General features: G+C 60.8%; 14 protein-coding genes. 4 read left to right on the top strand and 10 right to left on the bottom strand.

Features of this window, described 5'->3' with window-relative positions; translation table 11 throughout:
• Window positions 1-145: 145 nt before the first annotated feature.
• Genes OKW98_RS14590 through OKW98_RS14575 form a run of 4 tightly spaced genes read right to left on the bottom strand, consistent with a single transcriptional unit; the run spans window position 146 to window position 3216 of the window.
• Window positions 146-913 (bottom strand): LamB/YcsF family protein, encoded by a 768-nt coding sequence (locus OKW98_RS14590; protein ID WP_265385383.1) that lies wholly within the window; start codon window positions 911-913, stop codon window positions 146-148.
• Between the two features lie 24 nt (window positions 914-937).
• The gene (locus tag OKW98_RS14585) at window positions 938-1348 is read right to left on the bottom strand and encodes an acetyl-CoA carboxylase biotin carboxyl carrier protein (RefSeq protein ID WP_265385382.1); all 411 of its coding nucleotides are present in this window, start codon (window positions 1346-1348) and stop codon (window positions 938-940) included.
• A 5-nt stretch (window positions 1349-1353) separates the two neighbouring features.
• Window positions 1354-2709 carry an acetyl-CoA carboxylase biotin carboxylase subunit gene (gene accC / locus OKW98_RS14580; RefSeq protein ID WP_265385381.1) on the bottom strand — a complete coding sequence of 452 codons (1356 nt, stop codon included), beginning with the start codon at window positions 2707-2709 and terminating at the stop codon, window positions 1354-1356.
• An 18-nt stretch (window positions 2710-2727) separates the two neighbouring features.
• Window positions 2728-3216: an acetyl-CoA carboxylase biotin carboxyl carrier protein gene (locus OKW98_RS14575; protein WP_265385380.1), complete on the bottom strand. Its 489-nt coding sequence runs from the start codon at window positions 3214-3216 to the stop codon at window positions 2728-2730.
• Between the two features lie 458 nt (window positions 3217-3674).
• On the opposite strand from OKW98_RS14575, the gene OKW98_RS14570 reads away from it, so the two are divergent.
• On the top strand, window positions 3675-5018 hold the full coding sequence (locus OKW98_RS14570) for an OprD family porin (RefSeq protein ID WP_416147198.1): 1344 nt from the start codon (window positions 3675-3677) through the stop codon (window positions 5016-5018).
• A 167-nt stretch (window positions 5019-5185) separates the two neighbouring features.
• On the opposite strand, the gene OKW98_RS14565 is transcribed toward OKW98_RS14570, so the two are convergent.
• On the bottom strand, window positions 5186-5767 hold the full coding sequence (locus OKW98_RS14565) for a CGNR zinc finger domain-containing protein (RefSeq protein ID WP_265385379.1): 582 nt from the start codon (window positions 5765-5767) through the stop codon (window positions 5186-5188).
• Between the two features lie 73 nt (window positions 5768-5840).
• On the opposite strand from OKW98_RS14565, the gene OKW98_RS14560 reads away from it, so the two are divergent.
• The 3 genes from OKW98_RS14560 (at window position 5841) to OKW98_RS14550 (ending at window position 9144) form a co-directional block, all read left to right on the top strand.
• Window positions 5841-7028, top strand: a complete 1188-nt coding sequence (locus OKW98_RS14560) for an MFS transporter (protein ID WP_265385378.1) — start codon at window positions 5841-5843, stop codon at window positions 7026-7028.
• Window positions 7029-7179: 151 nt separating this feature from the next.
• The gene (locus tag OKW98_RS14555; protein WP_265385377.1) at window positions 7180-8763 is read left to right on the top strand and encodes a putative bifunctional diguanylate cyclase/phosphodiesterase; all 1584 of its coding nucleotides are present in this window, start codon (window positions 7180-7182) and stop codon (window positions 8761-8763) included.
• Between the two features lie 219 nt (window positions 8764-8982).
• Window positions 8983-9144, top strand: coding sequence for a hypothetical protein (locus OKW98_RS14550; protein WP_265385376.1), 162 nt, complete (start codon window positions 8983-8985; stop codon window positions 9142-9144).
• A 149-nt stretch (window positions 9145-9293) separates the two neighbouring features.
• On the opposite strand, the gene OKW98_RS14545 is transcribed toward OKW98_RS14550, so the two are convergent.
• The 5 genes from OKW98_RS14545 to OKW98_RS14525 are packed head-to-tail and all read right to left on the bottom strand — an operon-like array spanning window position 9294 to window position 12919.
• A complete protein-coding gene (locus tag OKW98_RS14545; RefSeq protein ID WP_265385375.1) occupies window positions 9294-9533 on the bottom strand; it encodes a Rieske (2Fe-2S) protein in 240 nt (79 codons plus the stop codon).
• Window positions 9526-10371, bottom strand: coding sequence for an iron-containing redox enzyme family protein (locus tag OKW98_RS14540; RefSeq protein ID WP_265385374.1), 846 nt, complete (start codon window positions 10369-10371; stop codon window positions 9526-9528). The genes OKW98_RS14545 and OKW98_RS14540 overlap by 8 nt, the downstream gene beginning before the upstream one ends.
• Window positions 10368-11228, bottom strand: a complete 861-nt coding sequence (locus OKW98_RS14535) for a dihydrodipicolinate synthase family protein (RefSeq protein WP_265385373.1) — start codon at window positions 11226-11228, stop codon at window positions 10368-10370. Before OKW98_RS14535 ends, OKW98_RS14540 begins: the two co-directional genes overlap by 4 nt.
• Window positions 11221-11733, bottom strand: coding sequence for a DUF6190 family protein (locus OKW98_RS14530; RefSeq protein ID WP_265385372.1), 513 nt, complete (start codon window positions 11731-11733; stop codon window positions 11221-11223). Before OKW98_RS14530 ends, OKW98_RS14535 begins: the two co-directional genes overlap by 8 nt.
• Window positions 11726-12919 (bottom strand): pyridoxal phosphate-dependent aminotransferase, encoded by a 1194-nt coding sequence (locus OKW98_RS14525; protein WP_265385371.1) that lies wholly within the window; start codon window positions 12917-12919, stop codon window positions 11726-11728. Before OKW98_RS14525 ends, OKW98_RS14530 begins: the two co-directional genes overlap by 8 nt.
• Window positions 12920-13044 lie beyond the last annotated feature (125 nt).

The raw sequence follows: 13044 nt of genomic DNA, 5'->3' as shown, positions 1-13044 counted from the left end.
AATCGTTCAGCGACCCCGAGTTGCAGGTGTCGGAAATTGGGGCCGGGCCTGTGTCACGACTCTACTGGGCCACGATTGCGGGCGCCAAGACGTAATCCCTGTGTGGCGATAAGCGCGGCTTATGGCCCTGCGCAGCCCAATGAATTCAGGGGATCAAGCGCGAGATCGGGACGATTTCACCACCGCCCTGCTGGATTTCTTCACGGATGTCCCGCGCCAGTTGCACCGCGCCGGCGGTATCGCCGTGCAGCAGAATCGAACAGGCATCCATCTTGATCCGCTCGCCGCTATAGCACGTGACGGTGCCGTCATCGAGAAACTGCCGGACCCGCTCGCGGACCTTGCCCGGCTCTTTGATGACCGAGTCGGGCAGTTTGCGTGGCACCAGCAGGCCGCTTTTGTCGTAGGCGCGGTCGGCCAGAAAGGTGGTCGCCACGCGTAAGCCATGAAGTTCGGCAGCGCCTTCGATGGCGCGGCTGGTGGACGAACTGATAATGATATTCGGATCGAAGGCGGCCACGGCGGCGATCAGCGGCCCGGCCAGATCGGCATCGGCTGCGGCCATGTTGCCCAACGCCCCGTGAAAACTCATGTGGGTCAGCCGATGGCCCGCAACGGCGGCGAAACCGGCCAACGCGCCGAGCTGGTAGATCACGTAAGTGGCCAGTTCGCGCGGCTCGATCTGCATCGGCCGACGACCGAAGCCGAGCAGATCGGGAAAGCCCACATGGGCGCCCAGATCAATGCCGCCGGCCAGCGCCAGACGCACCGTGGTGTCCATGATCAATGGATCGCCCGCATGGAAACCGCAGGCGACGTTGGCCGATGAGATGATCTGCATCAGCGCTTCGTCCTCGCCCATCCGGTAGGCCGCGAAGCCCTCGCCCAGGTCAGCGTTCAAATCGATTTTCATGCCCTGCTCCTTATGCCCTGCTTGTCATGTGTGGACCAGCGACAACAGCGCAGTGCCGTAATCGACCCGTTGCTGTTCTTCGACCATGAAGGCTTTCACGGTACCGGCTGCGGTGGCAGTGACCGGCAGCAAGACGTCGCCGACTTGGATCAAACCGACCACTGCACCCACGGCGATCACGTCGCCGGGCTGCACTTCAGCCTGGTCACGCCCCGGGTGGCAGGACAGAAAGCGTCCGCAGACCGTGGCCATGGCGCCGATCCGTGGCGCAGGTGCAGCGGTTTCGATGGCCTGCGCCGTGTGGGCAGCCCCGCCCGCGGCGCTGTTGAGCGGACGGTTCAGGCGCAGGCTGAAGTCGCCGCTGTGCAACTCGAACTGGGCCAGGTTGGCGCTGCTCATCCATTCTACGATCTGTCGAATCTTGCTGATGTGCATCGCGCTTACTCCGCTTGCCGTCTGGCCTTGAGCCAACGTTCCAGATGATGGATGTCCACCGAACCCGCGCAGAAATCCGGGTCTTGAAGGATGTCGCGATGGAGCGCGACATTACTGCTGATGCCTTCGATGCGCAGTTGCGAGAGCGCCGTGCGCATACGCGCCAGCGCTTCCTCGCGGGTGGCGCCGTGGGTGATGACCTTGGCAATCATGGAGTCGTAGTAAGGCGGCACCTGATCGCCGGCGGTCACGTGGGAATCGACGCGCACGCCGATGCCGCCGGGGACTTCCCAACGGGTCACGCGCCCGGGCGTGGGGATGAACGTCTGCGGGTCCTCGGCGTTGATGCGGCACTCCAGCGCATGGCCCTGGGTGCGAATGTCGCGCTGTTCGAAAGTCAGCGGCTCACCCATCGCCATGCGCAGTTGCTGTTGAACGATGTCGATACACGTGGTCAGTTCGGTCACCGGGTGCTCCACCTGCAAGCGGGTATTCATCTCGATGAAATAGAACTCGTCGTCTTCGAACAGAAACTCGAAGGTGCCGACGCCGCGGTAGCCGATCTGTTGGCAGGCCCGCACACAACGCTCGCCGACGGCCGCCAGCAGTGCGGCATCAATACCCGGCGCTGGCGCCTCCTCGAGCACCTTCTGATGACGGCGCTGTTGCGAGCAATCACGGCTGCCCAGCCACACGCCCCGGCCGTGGTTATCGCACAGCACCTGGATTTCGACATGGCGCGGATGACCGAGGAATTTCTCGATATACAGCTCCGGATTGCCGAAGGCCCGTCGGGCTTCTTCACGGGTGACGCTGACGGCAGGCAGCAGGTCTTCACTGCGCTCGACCATGCGCATGCCGCGCCCGCCGCCACCGCCTGCGGCCTTGACGATCACCGGATAACCGATTTCATCGCCGATGCGCTGAATCAGCAACGGGTCGTCTGGCAACGCGCCTTCAGGCCCCGGCACGCAGGGCACGCCGGCTTTGCGCATGGCACGCTTGGCCGCGACCTTGTCGCCCATTTCCCGAATGCACGCGGCGGTCGGCCCGATAAAGGTCATCCCGGCGGCTTCGACACGCTCACTGAAGTCTGCGTTCTCGGACAGGAAGCCATAACCAGGATGAATGGCCTGCGCGCCGGAGGCCTGTGCCGCATAGATGATCGCTTGCTGATTCAGGTAGCTCTGCCCGGGTGCGGCCGGACCGATGCATAAAGCTTCGTCGGCATACTGCAGATAAGACGCCTGGGCATCGGCCTGGGAATAGACCATGACGGTTTTCACGCCCAGGCCGTGGCACGCGCGCTGAATGCGCAGGGCAATTTCACCGCGGTTGGCGATCAGTACTTTGTCGAACATGGGGAAACCTGCCTGGGGCTAAATGAGGTCGAACAGGGGCTGACCGGATTCCACTTCGGCGCCGCCCGCTGCCAGGATCGCGTTGACCTGCCCGGCGCGGGGGGCCGTGACCTGGTGAAACATCTTCATCGCCTCGACGATGCACAGGGTCTGCCCTGCGGTCACGGCATCACCGATTGCCACGAAGGGCGGCTCATCCGGCGAGGGCGTCAGGTGCAGGACGCCGTACAGCGGCGAGCACACTTGGCGGCGGGTCGGCTCTGGCTGGCTCGCCTCTGAGTGGGACTGGCTGGGACCTGGCTGGTTTGGACCTGGCGGGGGTTTTACCGGAGCCGCGGCCGGCTCAACGATGGCCTGAGCAGCGGTCGTTTCGGCGGGCAGCGTTGCGGCGGGCACACCGCCATGGCGGCTCAGCGTGACCGTGGTGCCGCCCTCGCTAAGTGTGAGTGCGCTCAGGTCGGACTCGGCCAGCAGGTCGATCAGGTGTTTGATGCGCTGTTGATCCATCTCTTGTTTCTGCCTCTTGCTCGCTCGTCTGAGCGGTCATGACTCGGGTCTGCCGCCAATGTACCGAGGCTGCCGGGCGGCGCGCCAAGAGCCTTTATAACTGGAGCGATAAGCCCGACTTATGACCGCTTTTGCACCCGCCACCACGGCGTTGCACTTATTAAATGCATAACGCCCATCCATAAGTGTTTGTTATCCAGCCAGAGCGAAGTTGTCTTAACCCGCCGATGGAACTATTGCGTAGTTTTGCGCTGTGCCGAGAACAGCGAGACGTGACACAGATCACGCAGAGGAAACGCTGCCTGCAACGGCAGGCGATCAATAACAGGCGCTGACTCAGCGCGGCATCCGTTATTCCTGCGCACTCGCACTACTGCGCACGCTTAACACTGCGCACTTTCGACACTGCCCAAGCACACGGTATTCCACACTTCATGCAACGGCATTAGGTATGCATCATGACCTTGATCAAATACTCAACGGGGATTCTGGGCTTGTTGGCCATTCAGAACGGTATGGCAGCAGGTTTAATCGAGGACAGTCACGCGACGTTATTGGCTCGTAACTTCTACAGTAACGCCGATAACCGCGATGGCGCCGCAGCGCCCAATTACACCCAGGAATGGGGCCAGGGCTTTATTCTGAACTTCGCCTCCGGTTTCACACAGGGCCCCGTCGGTTTTGGCGTCGACGCCGTGGGCATGCTCGGGATCAAGCTGGACTCGGGCAAGGGCGTGCACTACAACCCCACCGGCAGCGCTCGTCAGGGCAACATCTTCCCTACCGATAGCGACGGCCGTGCCGTTGACGATTTCAGCAGCGTCGGCATGACCCTCAAGGCCCTGGTGTCGAAAACCGAGTTCCGTTACGGCACCCTGCAACCAAAATTGCCGATCCTGATCGCCAGTGACCGCCTGGTCTGGCAGACCTTTCAGGGCGCCCAGGTAGAGTCGCGCGAGATCGATAACCTGACCCTCACCGCAGGCCGTATCGACAAGGTCAAAGAGCGCGGTTCAACCGATGAAGAAGGTCTTTCGATCGCGGGCTCCAATGCAAAACTTGACCCGGTCAACCCGGGACTTAATACAACGCGCAGCACCTATTCCCATGAGTTCTGGTACGGCGGGGGTTCATACAAGGCCACCCCTGATCTGACCCTGCAATACTATTACGCCAACTTGACCAACTTTTACAAACAGCACTTTCTGGGTGCCTTATATGGTCTGCAGTTGGGGCCGGGACGTTTAACGTCGGATATTCGTCATTGGGACAACAGTTCCGATGGCCGTAACGGCAACGACCCTGACTACTTCAGTACCGGCTATTACGGCAACGGCGTGACCCGCGGCAAAGTCGACAGCCGTTTGACCAGCGGGTTGTTCACTTACACCCTGGGCGCCCACGCTGTCTCAGCCGGTTACCAACAGGTCAACGGCAGCAGCGATGCGGTCTGGCTTAACGAAGGCGCGGGCACGACCAGCTACTTCATGACGGAAACCATGTCCGGTAAATTCCAGCGCGCGGGCGAGCGCGCCTGGCAGCTGCGCTACGCCTATGACTTCGCCGGAATGGGCTTCCCGGGCTGGTCGCTGAAGACGGTCTATACCAATGGCGATCACATCAAGACCGCCGCCGCCGACGGTAAAGAATGGACCCGAGATACGACGCTGGCCTACGTGGTGCAATCCGGGCCTGCCAAAGGCCTGAGCACGGCCGTCCGCCAAGGTGTGTTCCGCACCGACATGCAGCGAGACACCGACGAGTACCGGGTCATCATCGACTACCCGATCTCGTTGTTTTAAGACGACGGCGCGCACTTCCGTGGTGCGCAGTGTCAACCTCACGTCATCAGGATCAGGCGACAGCGCAAGCTGTCGCCTTTTTTGCGTTCACGTTAATAGCCGGGCTGCCCACTCTAAACGCGCAGGTTTCGCAGTTCCAGGCGGCTCATCCAGGCCAATCCGGCCGGCTAGTCTACGTCCGGCTTCGCGCTCTTTTTCGCGGCAGCACGCGCCCTGAAGGCGCTGACTTTAGCGATCGTCCCGCACGCCCTGCCCTCCGCGCCGCCCTTGGTCATCCCGCACCAGCGCTTGCTGCCGTTGCGAGTGTGGTCGTAGAAAGCCCAACGGCAATCGCCACACGTCTTAAGTCGCGACCAGGTACCTGATGAGGTTGCATTGGCCACCGCCGCAAGCATGTAGGCGATGCAGCTGGCGTCGGCGGGCGTCACCGCTAGCTGGGGGGCGCCCTGCACAGACTTGACCTGCACTGACAGCGCAACGCGTGAGAACCAGGCGTTCAGCTGAGCATGGTTGTCATCGAGGCCCTCGCACGACTTGCGTAAATCCGAGCGCAACGCCAATAGCTTTTCCAGGGTATCGCTGTCGGCCCGAGGGTGAAGCGAGAGTTCCTCGCGCCATCTTGCAGCGTCACGTACGAGCAACGGCAGGTCATCCGTCTCGGTGCGCGTCTGGTTTGGAATACACCAGGTGTTGATGAAGCGCCGAACGCATTCGAGATCGCCCGGTGCGGCTTGATTCTGAGTCTGCATCGCCCTCTCCTGTTGCAAACGCCGCCGATGTAAGTAACCATCAAATTAACATTGATGGTTACTGGATCTCAACATGATCATGGAAAAGCAGCCCGAACGACCTTCCTGGCCCCGCGATATCCGAAGATTGCTGTGGATGCAGGGGGTGATGAACGCCTCGCATTTCATGACGATTCCGCTGCTGGCGCTGTACATGTCAACCCACCTCCATTTTGGTGCAGCCGCCCTTGCGTCGGTGATGTCCGCCAATTTGCTCTGCGCACAAGCGTTGCCACTCGCTGCAGGCGCGATCGCTGATCGGTTCGGCTCGCACAGGGTCATTCCCCTGGGCCTGCTGCTAAGGGGCTTGGGGTTTCTCGGGTTCAGCTGTTTCGATGGGGTGAGCGCCTGGATAGGCTTCGCGGTGCTCGCAGGGTCCGGTGTCGCGTTTTACGAGGGCGGCGTTTATGGCCTGTTTGGCCGGCAACCCAAGGACTGTCATTCAGCTCTCTTCGCTTCCAACAACCAGATGCTGAACGCCGGAGCAGCGGTTGGGCCCATTATCGGCGGTCTTGCGGGACAGGCTGACATCCGCATGGCTTTCGGCGTCAGCGCCGTGCTGTTTATAGGCCTCAGCGCTGTCGCCTATCGGTCGAAGTTCGGCTCGTCCGTGAGGTTTAAAAGTCAGCCCGTGATGAGCAGCCTGAAGCTGGCCGCCACACATGCCGGGTTGTGGCGGTTGATCGTGGTTTCGTTGCCATGGTTTTTCCTGTTTCCCCAGCTTTACGTCACATTCCCGATGTACGCGGGGCAATTGGCAGGCCCTCATGCCGCTTCCTCGATTTACGTGGTGAACGGCGTGGTCGGGCTGGCCTTCCTCATCCTGGCGAAACGCTGGATGACGAAAGTAAATCCTGCGTCACTGGCCACCTGGGCGTATCTGGGCGCGGGTGTGACGTTCGCCAGTCTCGCTGTGCTGCGTGGTATCGAGTGGTTTCTGCTGTTCATCGTGGCCTACACCGTCGTCGAAACCATCCTGCTGCCCACGCTGGAAGGCATGACCGCATCACTGGCAGCGGATGGTAGTCAGGGAACGTTTTTCGGCCTGATGAGTGCGGCAGGGGCGCTTAGCGGCACCGCCGGCTATTACGCGGGAAGCTGGCTTATCGTGAATCGAACCCCTGTCGAGACCTGGTCAACCTTGGGAAGCGTAGGGATTTTGGGCTTCGTCGCCTCCTTGCTGTTACTTCGCCGGCCGGATCCCAGGATGGCTGCTGGCTAACCTGAAAGCGCGCCTACGCAGGCCACGCTCCCGATCACACGCAAATACCGTTCGGCATCCAGCGATGATTCTTCGATCAACGGTGCGAACCTATGTGCAATGATGGCAGTCTGACACTGCATATTACTTTTATGGCCCAGAGAGGCCTGCCATGACTGACCTGCACCGCCGCAATGCCTGTCGCCTCCCCGTACTGTTAACGATCGCACTGTCCACCGTGATTGGCCTGTCCATCCTGTGGGAATTCAAGCTCGAAGCCTGGGTCATGCACTGGCTCGGCCTGCCGTATGACGCTGACTTCGAAGACGCCGAAAGGTGGCGTTTCGTCCTGACCGTCACGGGGTTTTCGCTGATTTCGTTGATCATCCCGACGCTCCTGCTCAAGCGCCTGATCGCCAACACCCAGTCAAGCTACCGCCGGCTGAAAGAAGCCCAGCTACAGACCGAAACCCTGGCCACCTATGATTCGCTCAGTGGCTTGATCAACCGGCGCATCTTCATGGAGATGGTTCGAAATCAGCTCGGTTTGAGGCGGCCTGCGACGGTCATGCTCATTGATCTGGACCACTTCAAGGCGGTCAATGATCAGCACGGCCACGCCGCCGGTGACACCGTGCTGGTGGAGATAGCACGCAGGCTCGAAGCGATAGCGGACGATAACGGCGGCGTTGCGGTGCGCCTGGGCGGTGATGAGTTCTGCCTGCTGTTTCTCAATTTCAAGCACCAGACCGAGCTGTGCCAGATCGCCGAGGCGGCAGTGTTTCAGCTCGGCGCGCCCTTGTCCGGCGTCGCCGAGCCTTCGGCGTTGGGCGCTACCATTGGCATTTCACGCTCGTGGACAGACGCCCAGGATGCCTCGGCATTGCTGCACTGCGCCGACACGGCAATGTACCGGGGCAAGAAAGACGGGCGTTCGACCTACAACTTTTATGACAGCGAATACGAAAAGCAGCACCGGGCCCAGGCCGACCTTGAACTGGCACTGAGACGGGCGGTGGATGCAGACGAAATCGTGCCCTACTTTCAGCCGATCGTCGCGCTCCCTTCTCAGGCGGTGGTGGGTTTTGAGGTCCTCGCGCGCTGGCTCAAGGCCGACGGCAGCACCGGAGCACCGGCCGACTTCATTCCGGTGCTTGAGCGCCTGGGATTGATCCCGGCCATGACCCGCTCGCTGATCAAGCAAGCCTGTCGCGCCGCCAATCGCTGGGACGATCACTTGCGCTTATCCATGAACGTCAGTGCCGGCATGGTGACCGACGCGCTGTTTCCCGATCAGTTGCTGGAGCAACTGCGGCAAGAGCGATTTGCGTTTCATCGCTTCGAAGTCGAAATCACCGAAGAGGCCCTGGTCGGCAATCTGGACGTGGCGCGGCAGAACCTGAGCAAGTTGCACGAGCACGGCATTACGGTGGCGCTGGATGACTTCGGCATCGGTTATTCAAGCCTGTATCACCTGACCCGCCTGTCCATCGACAAGATCAAAATAGACCGGTCGTTCTTTGAACCGGGGCAAACCGATCACCTGCCCATGGTCGAAGCGATTCTGGGCATGGCGCGCAGCCTGAAAATGCAAGTCACGGCTGAAGGCGTCGAGGAATTTCACCTGCCCCATCTACCGTCCTGGCTGGCCAACAGCGGATGCAATTACGCCCAGGGCTACCTGTATGGCCGTCCGAAGCCGGCGTCGAGTCTGTTTTGTTACATCCAGCCGGCTTTCGCGCAGCAGGCGGGCTGAGGATTGGTGGGCATTTGCGCTGACGACATCATCTGGTGGCCGGGCTGACGGGTCATCGCGGGGCAGTCATCACGGGGCAGTCATCTCGCAGGTCACCCTCGCGGTTTAAATTGCACTGAACGCTGAAGCCGGCACTGACTCCAAATCTTGCCACGGCGCTCACGGCCAACGTGCCGCGTCGGTGAGCATTCGAATCAACTGCCAGATCAAGGAATTCCCATGACCGATCCACGTAACGTCGCCCACGACAAAAAAGTGCAGCAAGAGAAGAAGCACCACGGTGAAGAAGTCGCACCGGATGCCGTGCACGCGCCGCAGCCAGGCATGAAGCCCGCGCTCAAGCACGACGATGATGCGACCGAGCAAGACGAAAAGGCGTGAATCAGGCACTGACCTGAGTTGACGATAGCCGTTTGGCGGCGCTGACTGACGTCAGCAGCCGCTCTGTATACAGCCACGCTCTGCCGCAGAACAGCACGCCCACACGCGGGGGCGCGACTGAAGTCCTACTCAGTGTTTACCCCAGGCATTCACGTCAATTTACGGCACGTCAGACTTCCGCATGCAGGCCCGCCCAACTGCTCGCCCGTTTCCAGGCTGAACACCGAGAAGTGCAGCGGACAGGTGATGGTCCGTCGGTTGTGATTGACGGTGCCATGCTCCAGCCAGCCCTCGCGGTGTGGGCACAGACTGGGCACTTCGTACTGGTCCTGTCCGGCCTGAATGACGAAGGTCGCCGGCCTGAGTGCAACGTCCCCTTCCTCAAGCATGTGCGACGCCCTCGCCGACCTTGCTCGCCTGCGCCTTGTACACCGCCTGATCGAACGCGTTGTTGGTGATCCACCGCCCCATGCAGATGCCCTGCCAGGCGTTGGCGTGATTCAACTGCTTGTCGTTGTCCATCGCCTTGAGCAGCCGCTGACCTTCCAGCGCGTGGAAGACGTCGATGTGCACATGCTCGCTGTAATAGGTGTGGGCTTTGATCCCGAGCCTGTCGCACAGGGTCGTGTAGCAACCGAAGAAGAACGGCACCACCGTCTCGAAGTAGGTGATCACGCCGGCGAAATACGACGGATCATGGGCGCGCATGGTCAACCAGCAGAACATGTTGGGAAACGAGCAGCCTGCCTCGGCGTTCGCCTGAATATTGCTTTCCAGGTCCGTCGGCATGTCCAGCTCATCCAGCAGCACCTTGTAGAGCGTGGTGTGCGACCGCCTGATGTTCCCCGAACCGAACTCGTCGATCATCATTCGCAGCATGGGCATCTGGGCTTCAAGGCTCAGACGCGGCATGAGGTGATAAAACACCTGGGCTTCGGTGAGGCCGTCGAGGGCGAACTCCTGAACGAGGATCTTGAATTCGTCCAGGGTCATGTGTTCGGCCACGTAGCGCGCCGTCTCAGGCTCTTCTGCCTTGTCCTGTTCAACCAGCGCCGCGAGCATGGCGCGCAATTCGCTCAGGTTGGCCGGCTGATGCTCGGTCATGCTCTCGCGGATCGCAGTATCCAGCCATTGCTGCTCGAAGTGCAGCAGCTCAGCGGGAATCGGCTGAAGCTGTTCGATGAGCGCCCGGTTGGCGCGAAACAATGATTTCTGAGAAGCGATCATCTGGCGTGCTCCCAATTGACGTGCGCCAGGATGGCGTGCTCGTGAACGGCGTGCACGTGAGCGTCCTGCTGTTGAGTCGTGAGGCCCGAGCGCAGCACGCCACGGGCGGTAAGCTCGCGCTTCACGTGTGCGTACCAGTCATCCTCCCCGAGGCTAAATTGTTCATTGAGGCGAGCGACGATGGCCGCGACCTCAGGCTGCTGCGCGAGGCAGGCCACTCGGCACAGGGCGGGTTCCAGGTTGGCCAGGGAGACGACGTTGCCATCGCTGACCAGCGCGCCGGCCAGTTCACGTTCCCAGCCAATGAAGTAATCCACGCCCTCTTCCCGAATCCGGTCGATCTGCGCCTGCGTCCGTTGTTCACTGGGCGAATCCTTGAGCCCGGTCACACGCTCCAGCCGAGCGATTTTCAACAACGTGTCGAAGCTCTTTTCGTTACCCGACAGCGCCGATTCGTTGTAGACCAACAGGTCCAGCGGCGTGCGGCTGTGAATGGCCTGGTAGTGCGCCAGAATGTGCTCCTGACCGGTGCCGGGCGCAAAGGGTGATGTCACGATGATTTCCCTGGCGCCAATCTCGCGCGCCATTTCGGCCCGTTCAATCACCTCCTCAGTCGTGGGAAGCTCTATGCCGGCCACCACGCGGTGCGCGTCGCCGGCAAACTCCAGGGTGTAGGTGAGCATGTCTGTCCACTGCGCAGCCGACAGGTTCCAGCCTTCCCCTGAGGTCAGACACGGGATAAACCCGTCAACCAGCGGCCCGCAGGCCCGAATGAGCTGCTTCACGCTTTGCCGGCAGACCTTGGCATCTACGTCGAGCGGCGTCACCAGAGGGACCAGCACTTGGTGTCTAGACATGCTGGTAATCCTCGTCGGTTATGACCAACTCGAGGGATGCGCGATACAGCCGCTGCAGACCCTCCGGAAACCCATTGGCAGAGTTCGCCTCATCGAAGGCAATCAAGTGCGGTTTCAGCGCCGCGCAGTCCAGGTAATCGGGGTCATGGGTGTAGAACAGGCAATTGGCCTCAAGCACCTGCGCCGCTTGCAGGCGCTTTTCTGCGGACAGCCCGGACAACGACGCACTGTTGGCCGCCCGGTTCAGCGCCGCGTTGCTGTACCCCGCGCGCAGGATGTTCATGTCCGAGTGCAGCACATCCATGAACGGGTAATAGACGTCCTGAAGCGTGCGGGCTTTCTTCCAGATAATCGCGTCGCACACGCCAATCTGGCTGAAGCTCATGCGCACCTCGCTGTGATAGCGCTGGGTGAAGAACGCCAGCGACCTGTCCCGGATGGCCTGATTTTGATGGTGCATGCCCATGAACACCGTCGCGTCGATCATCGGCGTTTCTTTAAGCATCGTAAGCCTCCAGCGCCTGGCGGATGACGTGCAGGGCACTTTCGAAAGCGTCAGGGTCACGGGCCAGAGCCAGGCGCACAAAAGAGCGGCCCTGTTCCGGATGGCTCCAGAAGAAATAGCGACCGGGCAATACGTAGGCTTGATGGGTCAGCAGGTAGGCTTGCAGGTCATCGCCCGAGAGGTCGTCGCGCTGGATTTCAAACCACGCGACGCTGGTCTCGATGGCCGGCTCGACGTAACGCAGCATCGTGCCCTCAAGGTATTCGCGTGCCACCCTGCGGTTGGTCTGCAGCACGTCGCGAACGGAGGCAAAGCCATCAGCTTCGCTGTCGTTGATGTATTCGGTGACGACCTGAAGAATGAATGGCGAGACGTTGAGCAGCACGCTGGTGACGATGCTGTAGATCTCGGGATTCAACCGGCGGCTGCTCATGAGTGCGGCGCACTTGGTGTCCTGCAGTGGCCAGGTTTTGCCCGTGTCTTCCATCACCAGGTAGTCGGTGCCGATCTCATCGAGAATGGCGTAGGCATCGACACGCTGACCGCCGGCCACTTTCAGAAAGGAGGCGAAGCAGAAGTCCAGAATCAGAATCTTGTCGTGATCGCGGCAGTATTTCGCGACTTCGATGAACGTCTCCGGGCCCTCGGCAAACATGGAAGTGCCGGTCGGGTTGTTCGGGTCCACCAGAAAAATCGCGTCCACCGCCGATGCGGTTTTCTCCAGCAGCCGGTAGACCTGCGTCGGGTCGGCCAGAATGGCTTCCGGCAGCGGCGTCATCGGCACTTCCATGTGCTTGAGCAAGTCGTGCAGGTTGTCGAAGCAGGGCTCGATCAGCGCCACGCTCATGTCGTGCTTGCGCAGGAAAGTGGCGGTGATGTGCATCGCCACCGAGGCGGCGTACGCCAGGTAGATTTCATCGCTGCGCTGCAGCGCATGGTGCTGACCGTGAAACTGATAAAACGCCTTGATGAACGCTTGCTCGCTCTCGTATTGGGTCAGCGTCTGCGCGCGCTGCCACAACTGGGGCAGCTTTCGGACGATTTCGGCCTGGGTGCGGCTCTGATTCTGGTGGGTGTGGGCGTCGGCGAGGTTGTGCCGGGTCTTGAGGGCAGAAATTTCATGTTGAGTGATGTCTTCCAGGACACGAGCTTCATGCGTACTGACGGGCTGGGCAGAGAACGTCATGAGGGATCCCTCTCATTGTGGGTTGTTATCGAGGCTGCCCCACCATCATTCTGTTTTCCTTTTCGCCCCGAAACTGTACCTAGGTACAGGACGCGCGCCTCGCGCTGACGTGCCCGATGCGCCTG

This window comes from Pseudomonas sp. KU26590 (assembly GCF_026153515.1).
Classification (GTDB): domain Bacteria; phylum Pseudomonadota; class Gammaproteobacteria; order Pseudomonadales; family Pseudomonadaceae; genus Aquipseudomonas.
The sequence above is the reverse complement of the archived record's forward strand: the minus strand, read 5'-3'. Positions and strand labels throughout refer to the sequence as shown.

What these genes read in the sequence shown, in the direction of transcription:
- accC (WP_265385381.1), bottom strand. Translation starts at nt 2,709, where the DNA reads ATGTTCGACAAAGTACTGATCGCCAACCGCGGTGAAATTGCCCTGCGC.
- OKW98_RS14565 (WP_265385379.1), bottom strand. Translation starts at nt 5,767, where the DNA reads ATGCAGACTCAGAATCAAGCCGCACCGGGCGATCTCGAATGCGTTCGG.
- OKW98_RS14570 (WP_416147198.1), top strand. Translation starts at nt 3,675, where the DNA reads ATGACCTTGATCAAATACTCAACGGGGATTCTGGGCTTGTTGGCCATT.
- OKW98_RS14560 (WP_265385378.1), top strand. Translation starts at nt 5,841, where the DNA reads ATGATCATGGAAAAGCAGCCCGAACGACCTTCCTGGCCCCGCGATATC.
- OKW98_RS14525 (WP_265385371.1), bottom strand. Translation starts at nt 12,919, where the DNA reads ATGACGTTCTCTGCCCAGCCCGTCAGTACGCATGAAGCTCGTGTCCTG.
- OKW98_RS14550 (WP_265385376.1), top strand. Translation starts at nt 8,983, where the DNA reads ATGACCGATCCACGTAACGTCGCCCACGACAAAAAAGTGCAGCAAGAG.
- OKW98_RS14535 (WP_265385373.1), bottom strand. Translation starts at nt 11,228, where the DNA reads ATGTCTAGACACCAAGTGCTGGTCCCTCTGGTGACGCCGCTCGACGTA.
- OKW98_RS14540 (WP_265385374.1), bottom strand. Translation starts at nt 10,371, where the DNA reads ATGATCGCTTCTCAGAAATCATTGTTTCGCGCCAACCGGGCGCTCATC.
- OKW98_RS14585 (WP_265385382.1), bottom strand. Translation starts at nt 1,348, where the DNA reads ATGCACATCAGCAAGATTCGACAGATCGTAGAATGGATGAGCAGCGCC.
- OKW98_RS14575 (WP_265385380.1), bottom strand. Translation starts at nt 3,216, where the DNA reads ATGGATCAACAGCGCATCAAACACCTGATCGACCTGCTGGCCGAGTCC.
- OKW98_RS14555 (WP_265385377.1), top strand. Translation starts at nt 7,180, where the DNA reads ATGACTGACCTGCACCGCCGCAATGCCTGTCGCCTCCCCGTACTGTTA.
- OKW98_RS14590 (WP_265385383.1), bottom strand. Translation starts at nt 913, where the DNA reads ATGAAAATCGATTTGAACGCTGACCTGGGCGAGGGCTTCGCGGCCTAC.
- OKW98_RS14545 (WP_265385375.1), bottom strand. Translation starts at nt 9,533, where the DNA reads ATGCTTGAGGAAGGGGACGTTGCACTCAGGCCGGCGACCTTCGTCATT.
- OKW98_RS14530 (WP_265385372.1), bottom strand. Translation starts at nt 11,733, where the DNA reads ATGCTTAAAGAAACGCCGATGATCGACGCGACGGTGTTCATGGGCATG.